This is a genomic window from Paenibacillus sp. DMB20 (assembly GCF_000987955.1).
Lineage (GTDB): Bacteria > Bacillota > Bacilli > Paenibacillales > Paenibacillaceae > Paenibacillus_AQ.
In genome coordinates this window covers 19633-39870 of record NZ_LAZU01000047.1, presented here as the reverse complement: position 1 = coordinate 39870, position 20238 = coordinate 19633, and the positions used below count along the sequence as shown (strand labels likewise).

General features: G+C 51.8%; 14 protein-coding genes, 5 pseudogenes and 1 other annotated feature. All 19 genes and pseudogenes read right to left on the bottom strand.

The annotated features are described in order from the left end of the window. Window positions 1–19 precede the first annotated feature (19 nt). The gene (gene rpsL / locus XI25_RS26410) at window positions 20–439 is read right to left on the bottom strand and encodes a 30S ribosomal protein S12 (protein ID WP_046680955.1); all 420 of its coding nucleotides are present in this window, start codon (window positions 437–439) and stop codon (window positions 20–22) included. 134 nt (window positions 440–573) lie between these two features. Beyond that, the gene (locus XI25_RS26405; RefSeq protein ID WP_046680954.1) at window positions 574–825 is read right to left on the bottom strand and encodes a ribosomal L7Ae/L30e/S12e/Gadd45 family protein; all 252 of its coding nucleotides are present in this window, start codon (window positions 823–825) and stop codon (window positions 574–576) included. 254 nt (window positions 826–1079) lie between these two features. Then, on the bottom strand, window positions 1080–4691 hold the full coding sequence (gene rpoC, locus XI25_RS26400; RefSeq protein ID WP_046680953.1) for a DNA-directed RNA polymerase subunit beta': 3612 nt from the start codon (window positions 4689–4691) through the stop codon (window positions 1080–1082). 91 nt (window positions 4692–4782) lie between these two features. Then, window positions 4783–8329: pseudogene (rpoB, locus tag XI25_RS26395) on the bottom strand (DNA-directed RNA polymerase subunit beta). Window positions 8330–8674: 345 nt separating this feature from the next. Continuing rightward, window positions 8675–9285, bottom strand: a pseudogene (locus XI25_RS26385) (class I SAM-dependent methyltransferase). 261 nt (window positions 9286–9546) lie between these two features. Continuing rightward, window positions 9547–9912 carry a 50S ribosomal protein L7/L12 gene (gene rplL / locus XI25_RS26380; protein WP_046680951.1) on the bottom strand — a complete coding sequence of 122 codons (366 nt, stop codon included), beginning with the start codon at window positions 9910–9912 and terminating at the stop codon, window positions 9547–9549. Between the two features lie 66 nt (window positions 9913–9978). After that, a complete protein-coding gene (rplJ, locus tag XI25_RS26375; protein ID WP_046680950.1) occupies window positions 9979–10482 on the bottom strand; it encodes a 50S ribosomal protein L10 in 504 nt (167 codons plus the stop codon). Window positions 10483–10537: 55 nt separating this feature from the next. Continuing rightward, window positions 10538–10698, bottom strand: a sequence feature (ribosomal protein L10 leader region). A gap of 70 nt (window positions 10699–10768) precedes the next feature. After that, window positions 10769–11461: a 50S ribosomal protein L1 gene (gene rplA, locus XI25_RS26370; protein WP_046680949.1), complete on the bottom strand. Its 693-nt coding sequence runs from the start codon at window positions 11459–11461 to the stop codon at window positions 10769–10771. An 85-nt stretch (window positions 11462–11546) separates the two neighbouring features. Further along, window positions 11547–12014, bottom strand: a complete 468-nt coding sequence (gene rplK, locus XI25_RS26365; protein ID WP_046680948.1) for a 50S ribosomal protein L11 — start codon at window positions 12012–12014, stop codon at window positions 11547–11549. A gap of 23 nt (window positions 12015–12037) precedes the next feature. After that, a pseudogene (gene nusG / locus XI25_RS26360) lies at window positions 12038–12572 on the bottom strand (transcription termination/antitermination protein NusG). Window positions 12573–12593: 21 nt separating this feature from the next. After that, window positions 12594–12786, bottom strand: a pseudogene (gene secE / locus XI25_RS32575) (preprotein translocase subunit SecE). A gap of 21 nt (window positions 12787–12807) precedes the next feature. Then, window positions 12808–12957: a 50S ribosomal protein L33 gene (gene rpmG, locus XI25_RS32570; RefSeq protein WP_006212941.1), complete on the bottom strand. Its 150-nt coding sequence runs from the start codon at window positions 12955–12957 to the stop codon at window positions 12808–12810. Between the two features lie 496 nt (window positions 12958–13453). Next, window positions 13454–14098 carry an RNA polymerase sporulation sigma factor SigH gene (gene sigH / locus XI25_RS26355; RefSeq protein WP_046680947.1) on the bottom strand — a complete coding sequence of 215 codons (645 nt, stop codon included), beginning with the start codon at window positions 14096–14098 and terminating at the stop codon, window positions 13454–13456. Window positions 14099–14259: 161 nt separating this feature from the next. Beyond that, entirely contained in the window at window positions 14260–14781 is a 522-nt protein-coding gene (locus XI25_RS26350) for an NYN domain-containing protein (RefSeq protein ID WP_046680946.1), read from the bottom strand. Between the two features lie 5 nt (window positions 14782–14786). Continuing rightward, window positions 14787–15536 carry a 23S rRNA (guanosine(2251)-2'-O)-methyltransferase RlmB gene (gene rlmB, locus XI25_RS26345; protein WP_046680945.1) on the bottom strand — a complete coding sequence of 250 codons (750 nt, stop codon included), beginning with the start codon at window positions 15534–15536 and terminating at the stop codon, window positions 14787–14789. Window positions 15537–15627: 91 nt separating this feature from the next. Continuing rightward, on the bottom strand, window positions 15628–16068 hold the full coding sequence (locus XI25_RS26340) for a Mini-ribonuclease 3 (protein WP_046680944.1): 441 nt from the start codon (window positions 16066–16068) through the stop codon (window positions 15628–15630). Next, on the bottom strand, window positions 16065–17471 hold the full coding sequence (gene cysS / locus XI25_RS26335; protein ID WP_046680943.1) for a cysteine--tRNA ligase: 1407 nt from the start codon (window positions 17469–17471) through the stop codon (window positions 16065–16067). The genes XI25_RS26340 and cysS overlap by 4 nt, the downstream gene beginning before the upstream one ends. Window positions 17472–17494: 23 nt before the next feature. Further along, window positions 17495–18198, bottom strand: a pseudogene (gene cysE / locus XI25_RS26330) (serine O-acetyltransferase). 560 nt (window positions 18199–18758) lie between these two features. Continuing rightward, window positions 18759–20222, bottom strand: coding sequence for a glutamate--tRNA ligase (gene gltX / locus XI25_RS26325; protein ID WP_046680942.1), 1464 nt, complete (start codon window positions 20220–20222; stop codon window positions 18759–18761). Between the last annotated feature and the right edge of the window lie 16 nt (window positions 20223–20238).

The following is a 20238-nucleotide window of genomic DNA, read 5'->3' as shown; positions in this document are numbered from 1 at the left end:
ATGCTTAAATGTCAATCAATTAGCTTTTTGCTTTAGGACGTTTCGCGCCGTATTTGGAACGAGCTTGCATCCGGTTGTTAACACCAGCGGTATCAAGCGCGCCGCGAACGATGTGGTAACGTACACCCGGAAGGTCTTTTACTTTACCGCCGCGAACCAATACGGAACTGTGCTCTTGCAAGTTGTGACCGATACCTGGAATGTATGCAGTCACCTCAATGCGGTTCGTCAAGCGAACACGAGCATATTTACGAAGCGCAGAGTTAGGTTTCTTAGGCGTCATGGTGCCTACACGAGTACAAACGCCGCGTTTTTGCGGAGCACTCAAATTGGTATCCTCACGTTTCAAAGCGTTGAATCCTTTTTGCAGTGCCGGAGATTTCGATTTGTAAACTTTAGCTTGACGGCCCTTGCGAACCAGTTGGTTAATAGTTGGCATGCTGCCACCCCCTTCCTATATTTCTCATCCTCGTACAAACCATTTTAAGTCCACAGACCCAGGCGGTTCATAAAAAGACAAATGAAAAGTTTTTGCCGAGAGAAGAACCCTCCTCCAACAAAAACAGTTCGAACTCATTGTTTTAAGACTGCTGCCATCGCGGCGCCGACTTCGATCCCGCACGCCTCGCCGAGTTGCCTCATCGAAGGAACGTACGTTATATCCACGCCGTGCTTCTCGCACAGGGATACGATCTTGACGACAAAACGCTGATCGCAATCTTCAGCCACATAAACCTCAGTGGCCTGACCGTTCTCAACGGCCTTCATGGTTTGTTTGGTGCCAATCTTAACATGAGCATCCTGTAATCCTTTATCATTAGACATCGGGTGATTCCTCCAAAAGAACAGGGATAAAGCTACTACTCACGCACCTTTGCTATATTAGCACTTGCAATAAATGATGTCAAGCATATTATTAAGCTCTTGTCCAAACAAACTGCCCTACTCAAAGGACGATCGTGTTTTTGCGCGAACTATAAGCCAAGCATAAATGAAATCTACGCATTCTTATATTTGTGAAAAGAAATTCAGGGGGCGGGAATTCAGGCTTTCGCCTTCTTCCCGCCTCCGTCTATTTCTTATTCAGCAGTTACGCTTTCGAGCTCCTGATTTTCGTTTGCATCGTCCTGACCCTCGAATCTTACGCTGCGGTAACGGTTCATGCCCGTACCGGCAGGGATCAGTTTACCGATGATGACATTCTCTTTCAGACCGAGCAGTTGATCGACTTTGCCTTTGATGGCCGCATCGGTCAACACGCGCGTAGTCTCCTGGAAGGAGGCCGCGGAAAGGAACGAATCCGTCTCAAGGGAGGCTTTCGTAATACCAAGCAGCACCGGTTTGGCAACGGCAGGCTCTTTACCCGCCAGGATGGCATCCTTGTTGGCAGACTCGTATTCGTGGATGTCCACGAAGGAGCCTGGCAGAAGGTTGGTGTCCCCTGCGTCTACGATCCGGATCTTACGAAGCATCTGACGAATCATAACCTCGACGTGCTTGTCGTTGATTTCTACGCCTTGGTTCCGGTAAACGCGCTGAACTTCCTGAAGGATATAGTTCTGAACGCCGCGGATCCCTTTGATGCGGAGCATTTCTTTAGGGTCGATGGAACCTTCCGTAAGCTCGTCGCCGGCTTCGATATGCTTGCCTTCGCTTACGCGCAGACGGGAGCCGTAAGTAACGGAATATACTTTGGTTTCCGCCTCGCCCTGAATTTCGATTTCACGGCGGTCTTTGGTTTCGCGGATCTCTTTGACAACCCCGTCAATCTCACTGATCGTAGCTTGACCTTTAGGGTTACGGGCTTCGAAAAGCTCCTGGATACGCGGCAAACCTTGGGTGATGTCATCACCCGCAACGCCCCCGGTATGGAACGTACGCATCGTGAGCTGGGTTCCCGGTTCGCCGATCGACTGGGCGGCAATGATGCCGACAGCTTCGCCGATTTCGACGAACTTGCCTGTTGCCAGATTCCGGCCGTAACATTTTTTGCAGACGCCATGACGGGCGCGGCAGCTCAAAATGGAACGGATTTGAACCTTTTCCACCCCGGCTTTGACGATTTCATCCGCCTTGTCGGAGTCGATCAGCTCGTTGCGGTTTACGATAATTTCATTCGTTTCCGGATGACGGACGGTCTCAAACGAGTAACGTCCTTCGATGCGGTCATAAAGATCCTCGATGACTTCCTTGCCATCTTGGATACGGCTTACCGTAAAGCCTTTATCCGTGCTGCACTCGTCTTCGCGGACGATAACGTCCTGCGCAACGTCGACGAGACGGCGGGTCAGGTAACCCGAGTCCGCGGTACGAAGCGCCGTATCGGCAAGACCTTTACGCGCACCGTGCGTGGACAGGAAGTATTCGAGTACCGTCAGACCTTCACGGAAGTTCGATTTGATCGGCAACTCGATGATCCGGCCGGACGGGTTCGCCATCAGACCGCGCATCCCGCCAAGCTGGGTAATCTGCGATTTGTTACCCCGCGCTTTGGAATCCACCATGAGCATGATGGAGTTAAAGCGGTCCATCGACTTCATGAGAACGTCGGTAATATCATCCTTCGCTTTGGACCAAATATCGATAACCCGGTCATAGCGCTCTTCGTTCGTGATCAGACCACGACGGTACTGGTTCATGACGACGCTGACTTTTTCCTCGGATTCCTTGAGAATTTTGTTCTTCTCTTCCGGTACGATAACGTCAGCCACCGCAACGGTAACCCCGGCACGCGTGGAATAGGTGAAGCCGAGCTGCTTGATTTTGTCCAGGATAACGGATGTTTCCGTCGTGTGGTACGTCTCGAAGCAGCGGGCGATAATTTGGCCCAGGTATTCCTTGCCTACAGCGCCGCTGACCGGAAGACTCTGAATGATCTCCTGGATGTTGGCCCCTTTTTCATAAACGAAGTATCTTTCCGGCGTCCCCTGGAACAGGTTCTCGCGAGTGGCTTCGTTAATGTACGGGAAGCTTGCAGGGAATATTTCGTTGAAAATGATGCGTCCCACCGTCGTAACAAGCATGGCTTTCTGCTGCGCATCCGTAAAGCTGGTTTTACCCAAGGCTTTAACCGGGATGGCGACACGCGCATGCAGGCCTGCAGCGCCGCGCTGGTATGCGGATACCGCTTCGTTTACGCTGCCCAGAATCATGCCGGTTCCTTTTTCTTCCTTGTTGTCCATCGTCAGATAGAAGGAACCCAGAACCATATCCTGAGACGGGGTAACGACCGGCTTGCCGTCTTTAGGGTTCAAGATGTTACCCGACGCCAGCATCAAAAGACGAGCTTCTGCTTGCGCTTCCGCGGACAACGGTACGTGAACGGCCATTTGGTCACCGTCGAAGTCGGCGTTGTATGCCGTACATACGAGCGGGTGAAGACGGATCGCGTGACCCTCTACGAGAATCGGCTCAAATGCTTGAATGCCAAGTCTGTGCAACGTAGGGGCACGGTTCAGAAGAACCGGATGTTCCTTGATGACTTCTTCCAGCACATCCCATACTTCCGGACTTACGCGTTCCACTTTGCGTTTGGCGCTCTTGATGTTATGGGCAAGTCCTTTGTTGACCAATTCTTTCATGACGAAAGGCTTGAACAGCTCCAGGGCCATTTTCTTAGGCAGGCCGCACTGGTACATTTTCAGGTACGGGCCCACGACGATAACGGAACGGCCGGAATAGTCCACCCGTTTACCGAGCAAGTTCTGACGGAAACGTCCCTGTTTACCTTTCAGCATGTGGCTGAGGGATTTCAAAGGACGGTTGCCGGGACCCGTAACCGGACGGCCGCGACGGCCGTTGTCGATCAGGGCGTCAACGGCTTCCTGGAGCATCCGCTTCTCGTTTTGAACGATAATGTCGGGCGCACCGAGATCCAGCAGCCTTTTCAGGCGGTTGTTCCGGTTGATGACGCGGCGATACAGGTCATTCAGGTCGGAGGTCGCAAAACGTCCGCCGTCAAGCTGTACCATCGGACGAAGCTCCGGAGGAATAACAGGCAGAACGTCCATAACCATCCACTCCGGCTTGTTGCCGGAATTGCGGAACGCCTCAATGACTTCAAGACGCTTGATGGCACGGTTGCGGCGCTGGCCTTGAGCCGTACGCAGCTCTTCTTTCAGAAAATCGAGCTCTTTGTCGATGTCGAGGTCCTGAAGAAGCTTTTTAACCGCTTCGGCACCCATGCCTGCTTGGAATCCGTAACCGTACTTCTCACGGTAGCTGCGGTATTCCTTCTCGGACAGAAGCTGTTTCTTCTCCAGAGGCGTATCTCCCGGATCGGTTACAACATATGATGCAAAATAAATGATCTCTTCAAGAGATCTTGGAGACATATCCAAAGCGAGACCCATGCGGCTTGGAATGCCTTTGAAATACCAGATGTGGGATACAGGAGCCGCAAGCTCGATGTGTCCCATCCGTTCGCGGCGCACCTTGGCGCGCGTTACTTCAACGCCGCAGCGGTCGCAGACAACGCCTTTATAACGGACACGCTTGTATTTGCCGCAATGGCATTCCCAGTCTTTTTGGGGACCGAAGATGCGTTCGCAGAACAAGCCTTCCTTCTCCGGCTTCAATGTACGGTAGTTAATCGTTTCCGGCTTCTTGACTTCACCGCGGGACCAGGAACGAATCTTCTCCGGGGAAGCGAGACCGATTTTCATGTACTCAAAATTGTTAACGTCCAACAAGGAGCAACCCTCCTCAACTTAGTCCTAAATATGTGCTTACGATCAAATCACCGCCGCCGGTTGTTTCAACCGGCGGGGTGAAATTGAATCGTTATTCCGCTCCGACTTCAGCGCCTTCCAAGTTAAGGCTCAGTTTATCGCCTGCTGTATCGTCTTCGTCATCGAGCTCTTTCATCTCGATTTCCTCTTCGTTCTCGCTAAGGATTTTGACGTCCATACCAAGAGACTGGAGTTCTTTTTATCAATACCTTGAACGATTCTGGAACGCCCGGTTCCGGAACGTTCTCGCCCTTGACGATGGATTCGTAGGTTTTCACCCGGCCAACCACGTCATCGGACTTGACGGTAAGGATTTCTTGCAGTGTATAGGCGGCGCCGTAAGCTTCAAGCGCCCACACTTCCATCTCCCCGAAACGCTGTCCGCCGAACTGCGCTTTACCGCCGAGCGGCTGCTGCGTAACGAGAGAGTATGGTCCCGTCGAACGGGCATGGATTTTATCGTCAACCATGTGCGCCAGTTTGATCATGTGCATGACGCCGACGGTTACCTCGCGCTCGAAGCGCTCGCCCGTACGACCGTCATACAGCACGGTTTTACCGTTGCGCTGCATGCCTGCTTCTTCCATGGTATCAAACACGTCGTATTCGCTAGCTCCGTCAAACACCGGGGTAGCCACGTGGATGCCCAGCTGCAGGGCAGCCATGCCCAAGTGGACCTCAAGCACCTGGCCGATGTTCATCCGGGAAGGTACGCCCAGCGGGTTGAGGACAACCTGCACCGGCGTGCCGTCCGGCAGGAACGGCATATCCTCTTCAGGCAAAATACGGGCAACGACACCCTTGTTGCCGTGACGTCCGGCCATTTTGTCGCCTTCGGAGATTTTACGCTTCTGAGCGATGTAGACGCGTACCAGTTGGTTAACGCCAGGAGGCAGTTCATCGCCGTTCTCGCGGGTAAACACCTTCACGTCCACGATGATACCGTCGCTTCCGTGAGGAACGCGCAACGAGGTGTCGCGAACTTCGCGGGCCTTCTCACCGAAGATGGCGTGCAGGAGACGCTCTTCCGCAGTAAGCTCCGTCACGCCCTTAGGCGTAACTTTACCTACCAGGATGTCCCCGGCGCTGATCTCCGCACCAATGCGGATGATGCCGCGCTCGTCGAGGTTTTTCAGCGCTTCTTCGCCGACGTTCGGGATGTCGCGGGTGATTTCTTCCGGTCCAAGCTTCGTATCGCGCGCCTCGGATTCGTACTCTTCGATATGGATCGAAGTGTATACATCCTCTTTCACGAGTTTCTCGGACAACAGGATCGCATCCTCGTAGTTGTAGCCCTCCCAAGTCATGAAGGCCACGACAACGTTGCGGCCCAAAGCCAATTCGCCCATTTCCGTCGACGGACCGTCAGCAAGAATGTCGCCTTTTTTGATGACATCTCCACGCTGAACGATCGGGCGCTGGTTAATGCAGGTACCTTGGTTCGAACGCATAAATTTGTGTAATTTATATTTAACGATGTCGCCTTTGACCTCTTGTCCGTCGACCATCTCTACGCGGCGGAGCCAGATTTCGTTAGCGGACGAACGCTCAATAATTCCGTCGTATTTGGATACAATACAAACGCCGGAATCCTTCGCGGACTTGTGTTCCATCCCCGTTCCGACAAGCGGAGCTTTAGGGATAAGAAGAGGAACGGCCTGACGCTGCATGTTCGATCCCATCAGCGCGCGGTTGGAGTCGTCGTTCTCGAGGAACGGAATCAGAGCCGTCGCCACGGATACAACCTGCTTCGGTGATACGTCCATGTAGTCCACACGCTCGCTCGGCATAGGCAGGATGTTGTCGGACTGTTTATTGTAACGGACGATAACCATGTCGTCCTTAAACTTGTTGTCCTCGGTCAATTCCGCGTTTGCCTGCGCAACCACGTAATTGTCTTCCTCGTCGGCCGTCAGATAATCGATCTGATCCGTAACCTGACCCGTCTTCGGATCAACCCAGCGGTATGGCGCTTCGATAAAGCCGTATTCGTTGATACGGGCAAAAGTCGACAAGGAGTTGATCAGACCGATGTTCGGTCCCTCAGGCGTTTCGATCGGACACATGCGGCCATAGTGACTGTGGTGAACGTCCCGGACTTCAAAGCCCGCGCGTTCACGGGTCAAACCGCCCGGTCCGAGCGCCGACAGACGGCGTTTATGCGTCAATTCGGCAAGCGGGTTCGTTTGGTCCATGAACTGGGACAGCTGGGAACTGCCAAAGAACTCTTTAATGGAGGCGATCACCGGACGGATGTTAATCAGCGCCTGCGGCGTGATTACACTTGCGTCCTGAATCGACATTCTTTCGCGAACCACGCGCTCCATACGGGACAAGCCGATGCGGAACTGATTCTGCAAAAGCTCACCGACCGAACGGAGACGACGGTTGCCCAGATGGTCGATGTCATCCGTATCGCCGATGCCGTGCAGCAAATCGATAAAATAGCTGATGGACGAAATAATGTCCGCCTGCGTAATATGTTTCACCGACTTATCGATATTTCCGTTCGCAATGATCTTAACGACCTTCCCGTCCTCAATCGGAGAGAATACGTCGATCGTTTGGAGCGGAATGTCTTCGCTGTCCAGCACGCCGCCGGATACATGATACGTTTTAAAACCAACGCTCTTCTCCAGGTGAGGCATGATCTCGTCCAAAAGACGGCGGTCTACGGTTTGGCCCGCTTCCGCGATAATCTCGCCCGTGTCGATGTCGATCAAGCTCTCGGCCAAACGCTGGTTGAAGAGGCGGTTTTTGATATGAAGCTTCTTGTTGATCTTATAACGTCCGACGTTAGCCAGATCATAGCGCTTCGGATCGAAGAAACGCGCAACGAGCAGGCTCTTCGCGTTCTCCAGTGTAGGAGGCTCGCCCGGACGAAGACGTTCATAAATCTCGATGAGCGCCTTTTCCGTGGAATCCGTGTTGTCTTTATCCAAGGTATTGCGAATATACTCATCATTACCAAGAAGATCAAGAATTTCGGCATCCGTTCCAAAACCGAGTGCGCGGAGCAGAACGGTTACCGGGATCTTACGGGTACGGTCGATACGGACATAAACGATGTCCTTGGCGTCCGTCTCAAGCTCCAGCCATGCGCCGCGGTTCGGAATAACCGTCGCCGTGTATGTTTTTTTGCCGTTTTTATCAACTTTAGTGCTGAAATAGACGCTGGGAGAGCGAACCAACTGGCTGACAATGACCCGTTCGGCACCATTGATGATAAATGTTCCGGTTTCCGTCATCAGCGGGAAATCTCCCATGAACACTTCCTGCTCTTTGACCTCTCCCGTCTCCTTGTTGATGAGCCGGACTTTCACACGGAGCGGCGCCGCATAAGTAACGTCACGTTCTTTCGCGTCATCGACGGTGTATTTCGGTTCTCCAAGGCTGTAGTCAATAAACTCCAGCACCAAGTTCCCTGTAAAATCCTGAATCGGCGAGATGTCCTGGAACATTTCGCGAAGTCCTTCCTCCAAAAACCATTCGTAAGATTTTTGTTGGATCTCAATCAGGTTCGGAACTTCGAGTACCTCGTTAATGCGTGCATAACTTCGCCGAGTGCGTCGACCATATTGAACAAGATGTCCTGCCAACTTAAACTCACCCCTCATGTCTACTCACTTTTAAAAATTCATTGCGAACCTCTGTTTGTAACACTATAATGGAACGTACAGAGGAAACTCCCATAAATAGAGAAAAGCCCTTATCGAATATCTTTCGAAAAAAGAGCAGCTTATCCATGGTTATGATAATCATCCCATATCCAGTAGATTTGCCCAAAATGTACATATTATACGTCAATATGACTGACTTTATGCATGGATTTCCACATCAAGTCTTGACATTTCAGCAAACTAAAGACAAAGAGACCATCCTAATACTGACATTTTATAATAATACCACAATGAGAAATTCGAGTCAATAACCCATTTGCAACTTTATGAAGAACCTTTTACCGCCTTAAAAATACGGTATCCTTTATCCTTCGTCACTTCCTCAACGGTGGAAAACAGGCTTTCCAATTTGGCTTTGGCCGATGGGGAGCCTTGTTTTTTTTTGAATGACGACCCACAACTGGCCATTCGGCTTCAGATGGCGAAACGCCTGTTCAAAAATGGCATGAACCGTTTCCTTCCCTGCGCGGATTGGCGGATTGGTCAACACGACATCAAAAAATTTCCCCTCTACTGCGGAAAACAGATCGCTTTCCAGAATCGTCACGTTGCCGATCCCGTTCAGCTTCGCATTCTCCTTGGCCAGTTCAACCGCCCGGCTGTTGATGTCGATCATGGTTACATGGCCGTTCGTTGCCAGTTTGGCGGCCGTTAAACCGATCGGGCCATAACCGCACCCTACGTCAAGCACTTCCGACCCGCCCGGAAAATCCATCGCCTCTATCAAAACCTTGCTTCCGTAATCCACCCCGCTCTTGGAAAAAAACGCCGGCATCGCTAATGAACTTCAGTTTGCTGCCACGCAGCACCGTTTCCAACTCCCGCCGGTCATGCCCGGCCTCTGGCCGGTTTGAATAATAATGCTGATTCGGCATACCAACCCTCCGTATCGCCAAATATCAATCCATGCTTCATCGAGTCATCCCCAGCTTAACCTACGCTCAGAATCTATTATAACCTTCTTTGCGTTCAGCCAGACGGTCTTGCTTTCACAAGCAGGAACAATTCCGTCACTTCTCTAGGACGACGGAATTCCTCCCGAAATATAAGCGCAGCTTCTTATATTCTAACAACAAACCCCTTGAACAATTATTCAAGGGGTTTGTTTCATGATGCAAGATTTCCATGAGAAGGAATTACTTCACTTCTACGGATGCGCCTGCTTCTTCCAATTTAGCTTTAACTGCTTCTGCTTCTTCCTTAGCTACTTTTTCTTTCAGCGGCTTCGGAGCGTTGTCAACCAGTTCTTTCGCTTCTTTCAAGCCGAGGCCTGTGATTTCGCGAACCACTTTGATAACGTTGATTTTGGACGCGCCTGCGGAAGTCAGGATTACGTCGAATTCGGTTTGCTCGGCTTCAGCAGCTGCGCCAGCGCCGCCGCCTACTACTGCAACTGGAGCTGCAGCAGTTACGCCGAATTCTTCTTCGATTGCTTTAACGAGATCGTTCAGTTCCAAAACGGACATGCCTTTAATTGCTTCCAAGATTTGCTCTTTGCTCATTTGGGTTGAACCTCCATTTTTATATTTGAGATTTTGTTTTTTTAAACTGCCGGTCGAATAAGATGCTTACGCGCCTTGTTCTTCTTTCTCAGCAACAGCTTTAACTGCAAGCGCGAAGTTGCGCACAGGAGCTTGAAGCACGCTGAGGAGCATGGAGAGGAGACCTTCGCGGGAAGGAAGCTCTGCCAGTGCTTTGATTTCGTCAACTCCGATGACACGGCCTTCTACTACTGCGCCTTTCAATTTCAAAGCGTCGTTTTTCTTGGCGAAATCGTTCAAGATTTTTGCCGGAGCCACAACGTCCTCTGTACTGAATGCAACAGCGGTTGGTCCAGTCAACACTTCGTCGAGTTCAGTCAGCTCTGCAGCTGCAGTCGCACGGCGAAGCAGGGTGTTTTTCAATACTGAAAACTCGATGCCGGCTTCGCGAAGCTGTTTACGCAGTTCGGTCACTTGGGCAACGTTCAGTCCACGATAGTCTGCAATAACCGTAGTTGCGCTGCCGCGCAGCTTGGAAGTTACTACGTCAACCGCTTCTTGTTTGGATTGAATCACTTTTGCGTTTGCCAATGTCTACACCTCCTGATTGTATGGTTAGCTGGAGACCGCATACGGCCGCCATCCTACGGGCACTAAAAAAGCCTCCGTAGAATCACGAAGGCCTGATGAATCATCATTTTAGCCGGACAAGTCCGGACAAACTGCTGACGTTCTATCATAACACCTCGGTAGGAAATTAAGCCAGCTAACGGCACCTACTGTCTACGGTAAGCATATTCAACTTTAACGGTCAGTCCTAAGACTCACAACTGTTACATAATATCAAATCACCATGAACAAGTCAATGGCAATTTTATTATCTGTAAGAAGCCGTGTTCACGCGAGCGCTAGGTCCCATAGTCGAAGACACAGCGATGCCCTTCAGGTATACACCTTTAGCTGCAGCTGGCTTCGCGCGGTTCAATGCATCAACAAGAGCTTTGAGGTTCTCGTTAAGTTTTTCCGCGTCAAAAGACACTTTACCGATCGGAGCGTGAATTTGACCTGCTTTGTCCAGACGGTATTCGATTTTACCGGCTTTGATTTCTTGAACAGCCTTGGCAACATCGAAAGTAACCGTGCCGGCTTTAGGGTTAGGCATCAGGCCTTTACCGCCGAGCAGACGGCCCAATTTACCGACTTCGCTCATCATATCAGGTGTAGCTACGCAGACGTCGAATTCGAACCAGCCTTGTTGGATTTTGTTGATCATGTCCTGATCGCCAACAAAGTCAGCGCCAGCCGCTTCGGCTTCCTTCGCTTTTTCACCTTTTGCAAATACCAGAACGCGTTGTGTTTTACCCGTACCGTGAGGCAGGACAACGACACCGCGAACAGCCTGGTCTTGTTTACGAGGGTCTACGCCCAAACGTACAGCCACTTCAACGGTTTCGTCGAATTTGGCAGTTGCGGCCTTTTTCACCAGTTCAACGGCTTCCAAAGGCTCATAAGTTGCTTCGCTGTCGATCAGCTTGGCAGCTTCCAGGTATTTCTTACCGTGTTTAGCCATGATTGTTTTTCCTCCTTTGTGGTGTTAGCGGAAATTCCTCCCACATATTCCGGACCATGTCCGGTTAACGCAAGCAAAAAGACAATTAGTCTTCGATCGTGATACCCATGCTGCGGGCAGTACCTTCAACCATCAACATTGCAGCTTCGACAGATGCAGCGTTCAAGTCAGGCATTTTTTGTTCAGCGATTTGACGAACAACGTCACGCTTAACCGTTGCCACTTTCTTCTTGTTCGGTTCGCCGGATCCTTTTTCGATCTTGGCAGCCACGCGAAGCAGAACGGCAGCCGGCGGAGTTTTGGTGATGAACGTAAAGGAACGGTCTTCAAACACCGAAATTTCAACCGGAATGATCAAACCAGCCTGATCAGCGGTACGAGCGTTGAATTCTTTACAGAATGCCATGATGTTGACACCCGCTTGACCCAATGCTGGACCTACTGGAGGAGCCGGATTCGCTTTCCCTGCAGGAATTTGCAGTTTAACAACCTTGATAACCTTTTTTTGCCATGGTAGACACCTCCTTGCATCAATAGTGGTATCGGACGCCATAAAACGCCCTCCCACAAGAAACCCTATATTTTCTCCACTTGAGTGTAATCCAACTCCAGCGGGGTTTCCCGTCCAAACATGTTGACGTGAACCTTCAGCTTGCTCTTATCAGCCAAAATTTCTTCCACGGAGCCCACGAAATTCGCAAAAGGACCAACCTTGATCCGAACGGATTCCTTGATATCGAATTCGATCTTCGGTTTCGGTTCTTCCATGCCCATATGCTTCAGAATCTGTTCCACTTCTTCCGGAAGCAAAGGCGTCGGCTTGGAACCCGAGCCCGTCGAACCGACAAAACCAGTCACTCCCGGCGTGTTGCGGACAACATACCAAGAATCATCGGTTTGAATCATTTCGACCAAGACATATCCCGGGTAAACTTTACGCATAACGGTCTTTTTTCTTACCGTCCTTGTTTACCACTTCTTCTTCCATCGGAACAAGAACTCGGAATATTTTGTCCTCCATGCCCATGGACTCGACACGTTTTTCCAAATTGGCTTTGACTTTATTCTCATACCCTGAATAGGTATGAACGACGTACCATCTTTTTTCCATATCAAGCCACCTGGGACCCTTCTAAATTATCGCTTCGATCACAGCGGAAATGCCGATGTCTAAAACCCAAAAATAAATCGTGACAAACGCGATGGTGCCAATAACGATGAGTGTATAGTTCGTCAGTTCTTTACGATTGGGCCAGCGAACTTTTTTTAAGTTCCGCCCAGCTTTCAGAGAAAAAGGAAAACAGAGACTTGAAACCACGTTTCACGCCGACTACACCTCCAAAAAACTATCTGGTTTCGCGATGAGGAGTTTGCTCGTTACAGAACTTGCAAAATTTCTTCATCTCCATGCGGTCGGGGTGATTTCGCTTGTTCTTGGTGGTCGTGTAGTTTCTTTGTTTGCAGCTTGTACAAGCCAAAGTGATAATTACCCGCATGATGTGCACCTCCCGAAGACGTCCTTCTTCATCAGAAGAACCGATATTGATCCTAGTAGAAAGACCGCCCGTAAACGGACAATTCATCTTTCTGCGAGACAAGCAGAAACAGCTTCATCCTTAAAAGAGGAAGGAGCCTTCTGCAAGATGAATAAAACCGTTGTTCCAAAGTCGTAACAACGATCCATCCATAAAACACGCGAATTTAGGCCTACCTAAAACACTTTATCATATGGCTACCGCCATTTCAAGCCTTTTTCTCTCTGAATGCGGGCTGCATTTACTTACCATTATGTTCATTGTTCCGGCGGCTGAAACACCGGGATCGCAAAATGAACAAGAAAAAACGTCACGGCACGCATTTTCATAGAAGAAAATACGTCGAAAACGGATGATTTGGATTCCGAGCAACAGGAAGTTGCAGCCTTCTTCTTTCTCCATTAGATGACATCAAAAAAAAATAAAAAGGCTCAAACCGAGCCTTCCGCTTTCTCTTCTAATTATCCCGAACCTCCAGGTAGCGTTCAAGCTTGCGTTTCACCCGCTGGAGGGCATTATCGATAGATTTCACATGACGGCTCAAATCTACCGCGATTTCCTGATAGGATCGTCCGTCCAGATATAACATAAGCACTTTCCGTTCAAGATCGCTCAGAATTTCGGACATCTTGTCCTCCAAACCGACGAACTCTTCCTGATTGATAATCAATTCCTCCGGATCGCATACCGCGGTGCCGCAAATCACATCCAACAGCGTACGGTCGGAATCCTCGTCATAGATCGGTTTGTCCAGTGATACATAGGAATTAAGCGGGATGTGCTTCTGTCTCGTGGCCGTCTTGATCGCCGTAATGATCTGCCGCGTGATGCACAGTTCGGCAAAAGCCTTGAACGAGGACAGCTTGTCCCCCTTGAAATCACGGATCGCCTTGTACAGCCCGATCATGCCTTCCTGCACGATGTCCTCGCGGTCGGCCCCGATCAGAAAATAAGAACGAGCCTTGGCACGCACGAAGTTCCGGTACTTATTGATCAAATATTCCAACGCCCCGCTGTCACCTTCACGGACCGCCTCGACAATGTCTTCATCGCTTATCAAATCATACCCCGACAACATGATTTCCTTGAGGTCGACACTCAATAGAATCCCTCCGGCCCGGAACGCACGGTAGCCCGTCACTCGCTTGAAATATATGACAAGTATATATGATGTCCATAGTACCGTCAACCACAGGCTCCCTATTTTAGAGCGAGAATAACATAAATGTAAACTGTTTCATGATTTCGACATTTTATCGTGTTTTATTCCCGCCGCCACCGTTCAAACATTTTCAATACCTCCGGGGACAGCTTGTTGTCAAGCGTGTTTCGCTTGGATTTCGCCTGGTCCTCCTCGATTTTCCGCTTGACCTCCCGTTCGCTCTGTTCCACCTGGGTAAGCAGCTCGCGGGCCGAGACCCGGAGGGCCCCTAGCGCAAAAATAATATGCTGCTCCATTAAATCGCTCGTGGCCACATAAATTTTGCGCCGTCTGTGGCTGAGCTCTCCGACCAGGCGCTCGATGCACTCGTCAGCCGTTTCCTTTTCCTTGGTGAAATACACCTGCACCTTTCCTTGAGTAAAAGACTTCCCAAGGCCGGGCACGCGATAAGCGTCAAAAATCACAATCACCCGCAAACCGGAGAATGCCTGGTAATCCGACAGTTTTTCCAGGAGAACGTCCCGAGCTTCGTGCATTCCGATTTTTGAGAGCTCCGCCAAGAAGGGCCATCCGCCGATCATATTGTATCCATCGACCAGCAGAACATCCCGCCAATCGGCCATGCCGGCTAACCTTGAAGGCGTCGACGGCGAAGCACTTCGTACATAACGACGCCTGCGGCGACGGATGCGTTAAGCGAATTGATCCGGCCGGCCATCGGAAGTTTCACGAGCACGTCGCATTTTTCCCGGATCAATCTGCCCATGCCTTTGGCCTCGTTGCCGATCACCACCGCGACAGGACCGTTAAACACCTCGGTGTCATAGATTTCCTCGGCGGCGTCCACGACCGTGCCGACCACCCAGACGCCCATTTCCTTCAGCTGTTCGATCGTCTGCGCCAGATTCGTGACCCGCGCTACCGGGACATATTCCACGGCTCCGGCCGAAGTCTTGGAGACCGTTGCCGTAATCTGCGCCGAACGGCGCTTGGGAAGAATGACGCCGTGAACTCCTGTGCAGTCCGCGGTTCTGAGAATGGAACCCAGGTTATGGGGATCCTCGATCTCGTCAAGGATTAGCAGAAACGGCGCCTCTCCTTTGCCTTCGGCATTTTTCAAAAGGTCGTCCACTGCCACGTAGGCATAGGGTGCGGCTTGGGCGACGACGCCTTGATGCTGGATTCCCGGCACCAGCTGATCGAGCTTGCGCTTGTCCACATTTTGAATGACAATCCCGAGCTTTTTCGCTTCAGCGATGATCGGCTGGGTCAAATGCTTCTGCGCGTTATCCGCAATCCATATTTTGTTGATCGTGCGCCCCGAACGCAGCGCTTCGGTAACGGAGTGTTTCCCCGCAATCAATTCTTCTTCCTGCATGAATTTTTCCTCCTGGATGCCTGCCCATGCTTTTATCAAAGCCGGCGGCTGGGTCTCATTCTAATTAAAGGTTGCTGTCGATTCTTGCCGCCTATTCGGCGCGCTGCATGTACTCCATCGCCTGTCCGATCAATTGCCGCAGCCTGTCATGCTGTCCGGCATAGTAAAGATAACCGACAAGACATTCAAAGGCCGTGGCGTGCCGGTATTCCAGCACGTCTGCATTTTTGGGGATGCTGCCCGATTTGGCGTTCCGGCCCTGCCGCACGACATCCCGCTCCTCCTCGGTCAAAACCGGATCCAAATGGGATAAAATGCGGCTTTGGGCTTTCGCCGAAACGAGCCCCGTCGCCGTGCGGTGCAGGTGGTTCGGCCGCAGGCCGGGTTTGGAAATCAGGTACTGCCTAACGGCAACCTCATAAATCGCATCGCCGATGTAAGCCAGAACGATCGGCGGGATGAGACGGACGGGCTTGGAGGGGGGATAAGGAAACCAGCCCCCGTCCAGCTCCTTGTAATCTCCCCCGCTCATTTGCGCCGCCAGCGCATGCCCTGCGCCGTATCCTCCAATATAATCCCTTCCGCCGCCAAGCGATCACGGATTTCGTCTGCACGCGCCCAGTTTTTGCTGCTCCGGGCTTCGATCCGTTCCTGGATCAGCCGTTCGATCTCCTCGTCCAGCAGCTCTTCGGCGGATGAATTGACGATGCGAAGCACCCCGTTCATTTCCTCAAAGGCGTCCAAGACGGTTCTCAGATCCTCCGTCGGCACGGAAGCCTGCTGAAGCAGATGGTTGGCTTCGCTCGCCCACTGGAACATGGCTGTAATCGCGTCCGGCGTATTGAAATCATCCTGCATTTTGTCATGGAACTCTCGCAGCACGTCTGTCATTTTGCCGGTTATTTCGACGCCGGCGTTTCCGTCGGGTGCATTTACGGCTACCTGCAAACGGTGACGGAGGTTGCCGGCCGCGTTGGCAAGACGCTCCACGCTGTTCTGTGCCTGCTCCATCACTTCGTCGCTGAAGTTCAGCGGGTTCCGGTAGTGAGTGGAAAGCATAAAATATCGAATGGCTTCTTTTGTATATTGTTGACGGAGTTTCTTGACCAATACCCCGTTGCCGAGGGATTTCGACATTTTCTCGTTGTTGATCCGAATATAGCCGTTATGCATCCAATAGTTCGCCAGCGGTTTTCCGGTCAGGGCTTCCGACTGGGCCACCTCGCACTCATGGTGCGGGAACTGCAAATCCTGGCCGCCGCCGTGGATGTCCAGCGTATCGCCGAGGTAGCGGCGCGCCATGGCCGAGCATTCGATATGCCAGCCCGGACGCCCGTTCCCCCACGGACTCTCCCAGTAGATCTCTCCCGGCTTGGCGGCTTTCCACAGCACAAAGTCCTCCGGACTTTCCTTTCGCTTATCGACTTCGATCCGGATGCCGAACTGCAGCTCATCCAGGTTCTGCTGGGACAGCTTGCCGTAGTCCTCAAACATCCGCGTCCGGTAAAATACGTCCCCGCCGTTTTCATAGGCAAAATCTCTGTCTACCAGCTCCTGAATGAAATGGATGATGCTGTCCATGTTCTCCGTTACGCGGGGGTTCAGCGTCGCCCGGGGAATGCCCAGCCCGTCAAGATCCTCGTAATAAGCGGAAATGAACTTATCCGCCACTTCCGGCACGGTCGTACCGGTTTGCTCTGCCTTGCGGATCATTTTATCGTCCACATCCGTAAAGTTTACGACATAGCCGACCTCGCTGCCCTGCTGCTCGAAATAAGCGCGCACCACATCAAAGAAGATCATGGGCCGTGCATTGCCGATATGAATATAGTCGTATACGGTCGGTCCGCATACGTACATGCTTACCTTTCCCGGCTCGAGAGCTTTGAACGGTTCCTTCATGCGGGTTAACGTGTTATAAATCTGAAGCGCCATCGTATGGTCACATTCCTTTCGTCTTATCGCTTTTGTAAATCTCTATGCAGGGAGGGCTCTCCCGGTTCTGCTGCCGCTGATGCCGATTGTTCTTTTCTCAGTGTGTCCAGTTCCCCCCGCAACTCGTCGATTTCTTTCTGCATGCTGCGCAGCATATCGACGATCGGGTCCGGAAGCTTCGTATGGTCGAGCCGGTCGCGGATTTTTTTCGCCGTTCTGTTTCACGATTTTTCCCGGGTTGCCGACGACGGTGCTATTTGAGGGAACCTCTCGGAGTACGACTGCATTCGACCCGATATTACAATTGTCCCCGATCGTAAAAGAACCGAGAACCTTGGCGCCGGACCCGATAACCACGTTGCTGCCGATGGTCGGGTGCCGCTTTCCCTTTTCCTTCCCCGTACCGCCGAGCGTTACGCCCTGGTAAATGACCACATCGTCACCGATTTCGCAGGTCTCCCCGATCACGACCCCCATCCCGTGGTCGATGAACAGGCGCTGGCCGATCCTGGCCCCCGGATGGATTTCAATGCCGGTCATAAATCGGCTGATTTGCGATATGATACGCGCCAGCGTATGCCAGCGCCGCTTAAAAAAGCGCATGAGCCAAACGGTGGAGCCACAGGGCATGCAGACCCGAATAGGTGAAAATGACTTCAAAAAGCCCGCGGGCCGCCGGATCGTTCTCAAACACGGTCCGGATATCCGATTTCATCTGTTTAAACATGGTCGTTCCTCCTTCCCCCTAAAGCCGCCGGCCAGCTTACGCAAAGCTTCCGCAGCATGCGATGCGGTTGCCAAAAAGACGGCGGCGTTATGCCGCACGCACCGCTTCGGCGAATGATTACTCAGCGTTTTAGCCTCGGCGCTCCCGTTGTTTCTGCCAAAGTTGCAAAATTTGTTCGTATCCTAAAAAAAAAAACGCCTCCGCAGCTTTCGCTGCAGAGGCGTTATGACACGCGGTTCCACTCTGCTTGAACCGGTCAGGGTACCTCCTGCTGTACAGGACGGGACATGCCGGTTCCACTTCAAGTCCAATAACGGAGACCTCCGGCATGATCTAACGGGAGTCCCGCTTCAATCATGCAGCTCACAGGCGCATTTCCGCTTCCGGCAGCGGACGACTCTCAGCCTGGAAGAATCAAGCTAACTTGTCTTCTTCCGGTCGTCCTCTCTGGATACCGCCTTTTCATACGCGTACTTCTCCTGATCCAAGCTTTTCGTTTAATGATCGATAGGATGTTGACTTATATTCTAACCAAAAGACGGAATCCTGACAAGAAGCGATTATGCCCCCTTGATTTGGGAGCGCAAACGGTCAAGCACCCGGTCTTTTCCAAGCAGCCAGATCGTCTGGTTGAGGTCGCGGCCATGGGTCTGCCCCGTAAGCGCCACCCGGATCGGCATGAAGAGCTGCTTGCCTTTAAATCCGGTTTCCTTCTGCACTTCTTTGATCATGGCTGCGATCTTGGCCGGGGTGTATTCCTCGGAGTGCTCCACTTTCGCGAGGAAGGCCGACAGTACGGCAGGAACCTGCTCCTCGGCAAGAATGGCCGTGCCTTCGGCATCCAGCTCAAGATGGGTGCGGAAGAACACATCGGACAAGCCCACAATCTCGGAAGCCGAGGTCATCTGCTCTTGATATAAAGCGACGAGCGCGCGGGCCCATTCTTCCTGCTCCGGCGACAACTTCTCCGGCAGCCGCGATGCACGCTGCAGATGAGGGATCGCCAGGCCTGCAATCCGTCCCGGATCGGCCTGCTTGATATAGTAATTGTTCAAATAAGCCAGCTTATTCGAATCGAACACGGCAGGACTCTTCGAAAGGCGGCTCGCGTCAAAAATTTCAATGAGCTGCTCTCTCGAATAAATTTCTTCCTCGCCCTCCGGAGACCAGCCCAGGAGCGCGATAAAGTTAAACAGAGCCTCAGGCAGGTAGCCGAGCTGATCGTACTGCTCGATAAACTGGATGATCGACTCGTTGCGCTTGCTCAGCTTTTTGTGGTCATCTCCCACGATCAGCGTCATGTGCCCGAAACGCGGCGGCTCCATGCCGAGCGCTTCGTAAATCATCAGCTGGCGCGGCGTATTGGAGATATGGTCCTCCCCGCGCAGCACGTGGGTGATCTTCATGAGATAGTCATCGATAACCACCGCAAAATTATACGTTGGGATGCCGTCTTTTTTCACGATGACAAAGTCGCCGGTCTCCTTCGTGTTAAAGGAAATGGTCCCTTTCACCATATCATCGAAGGTATACACCTTGTCTTCAGGCACGCGGAAGCGGATGCTCGCTATCCGGCCCTCGGCTTCAAACGCGCGGCACTGCTCCTCGGTCAGGTCGCGGTGCTTGCCGGAGTATCGCGGCGTTTCCCCGCGGGCGGTCTGTTCCTCCCGCTCCTTCTCCAGCTCTTCCTCCGTGCAATAGCAGCGGTAGGCAAGTCCGCGGTCAAGCAGGTCCTGCCAATATTTGCGATAAATATCCAAACGTTCGGTTTGACGGTACGGTCCGTACTCGCCTCCCACATCCACGCTCTCATCCCAGTCCATGCCAAGCCATTTCAGATATTTCAGCTGGCTTTCCTCGCCGCCCGCCACGTTTCGTTTGACGTCCGTATCCTCGATACGGATGATAAACTTGCCGTTATGCTTCCTTGCATACAAATAATTGAATAATGCCGTTCTGGCATTGCCGATATGTAAATGTCCCGTTGGACTCGGTGCATAGCGCACACGGACTTCTCCGGTCATTTCTAACCCCTCCGTT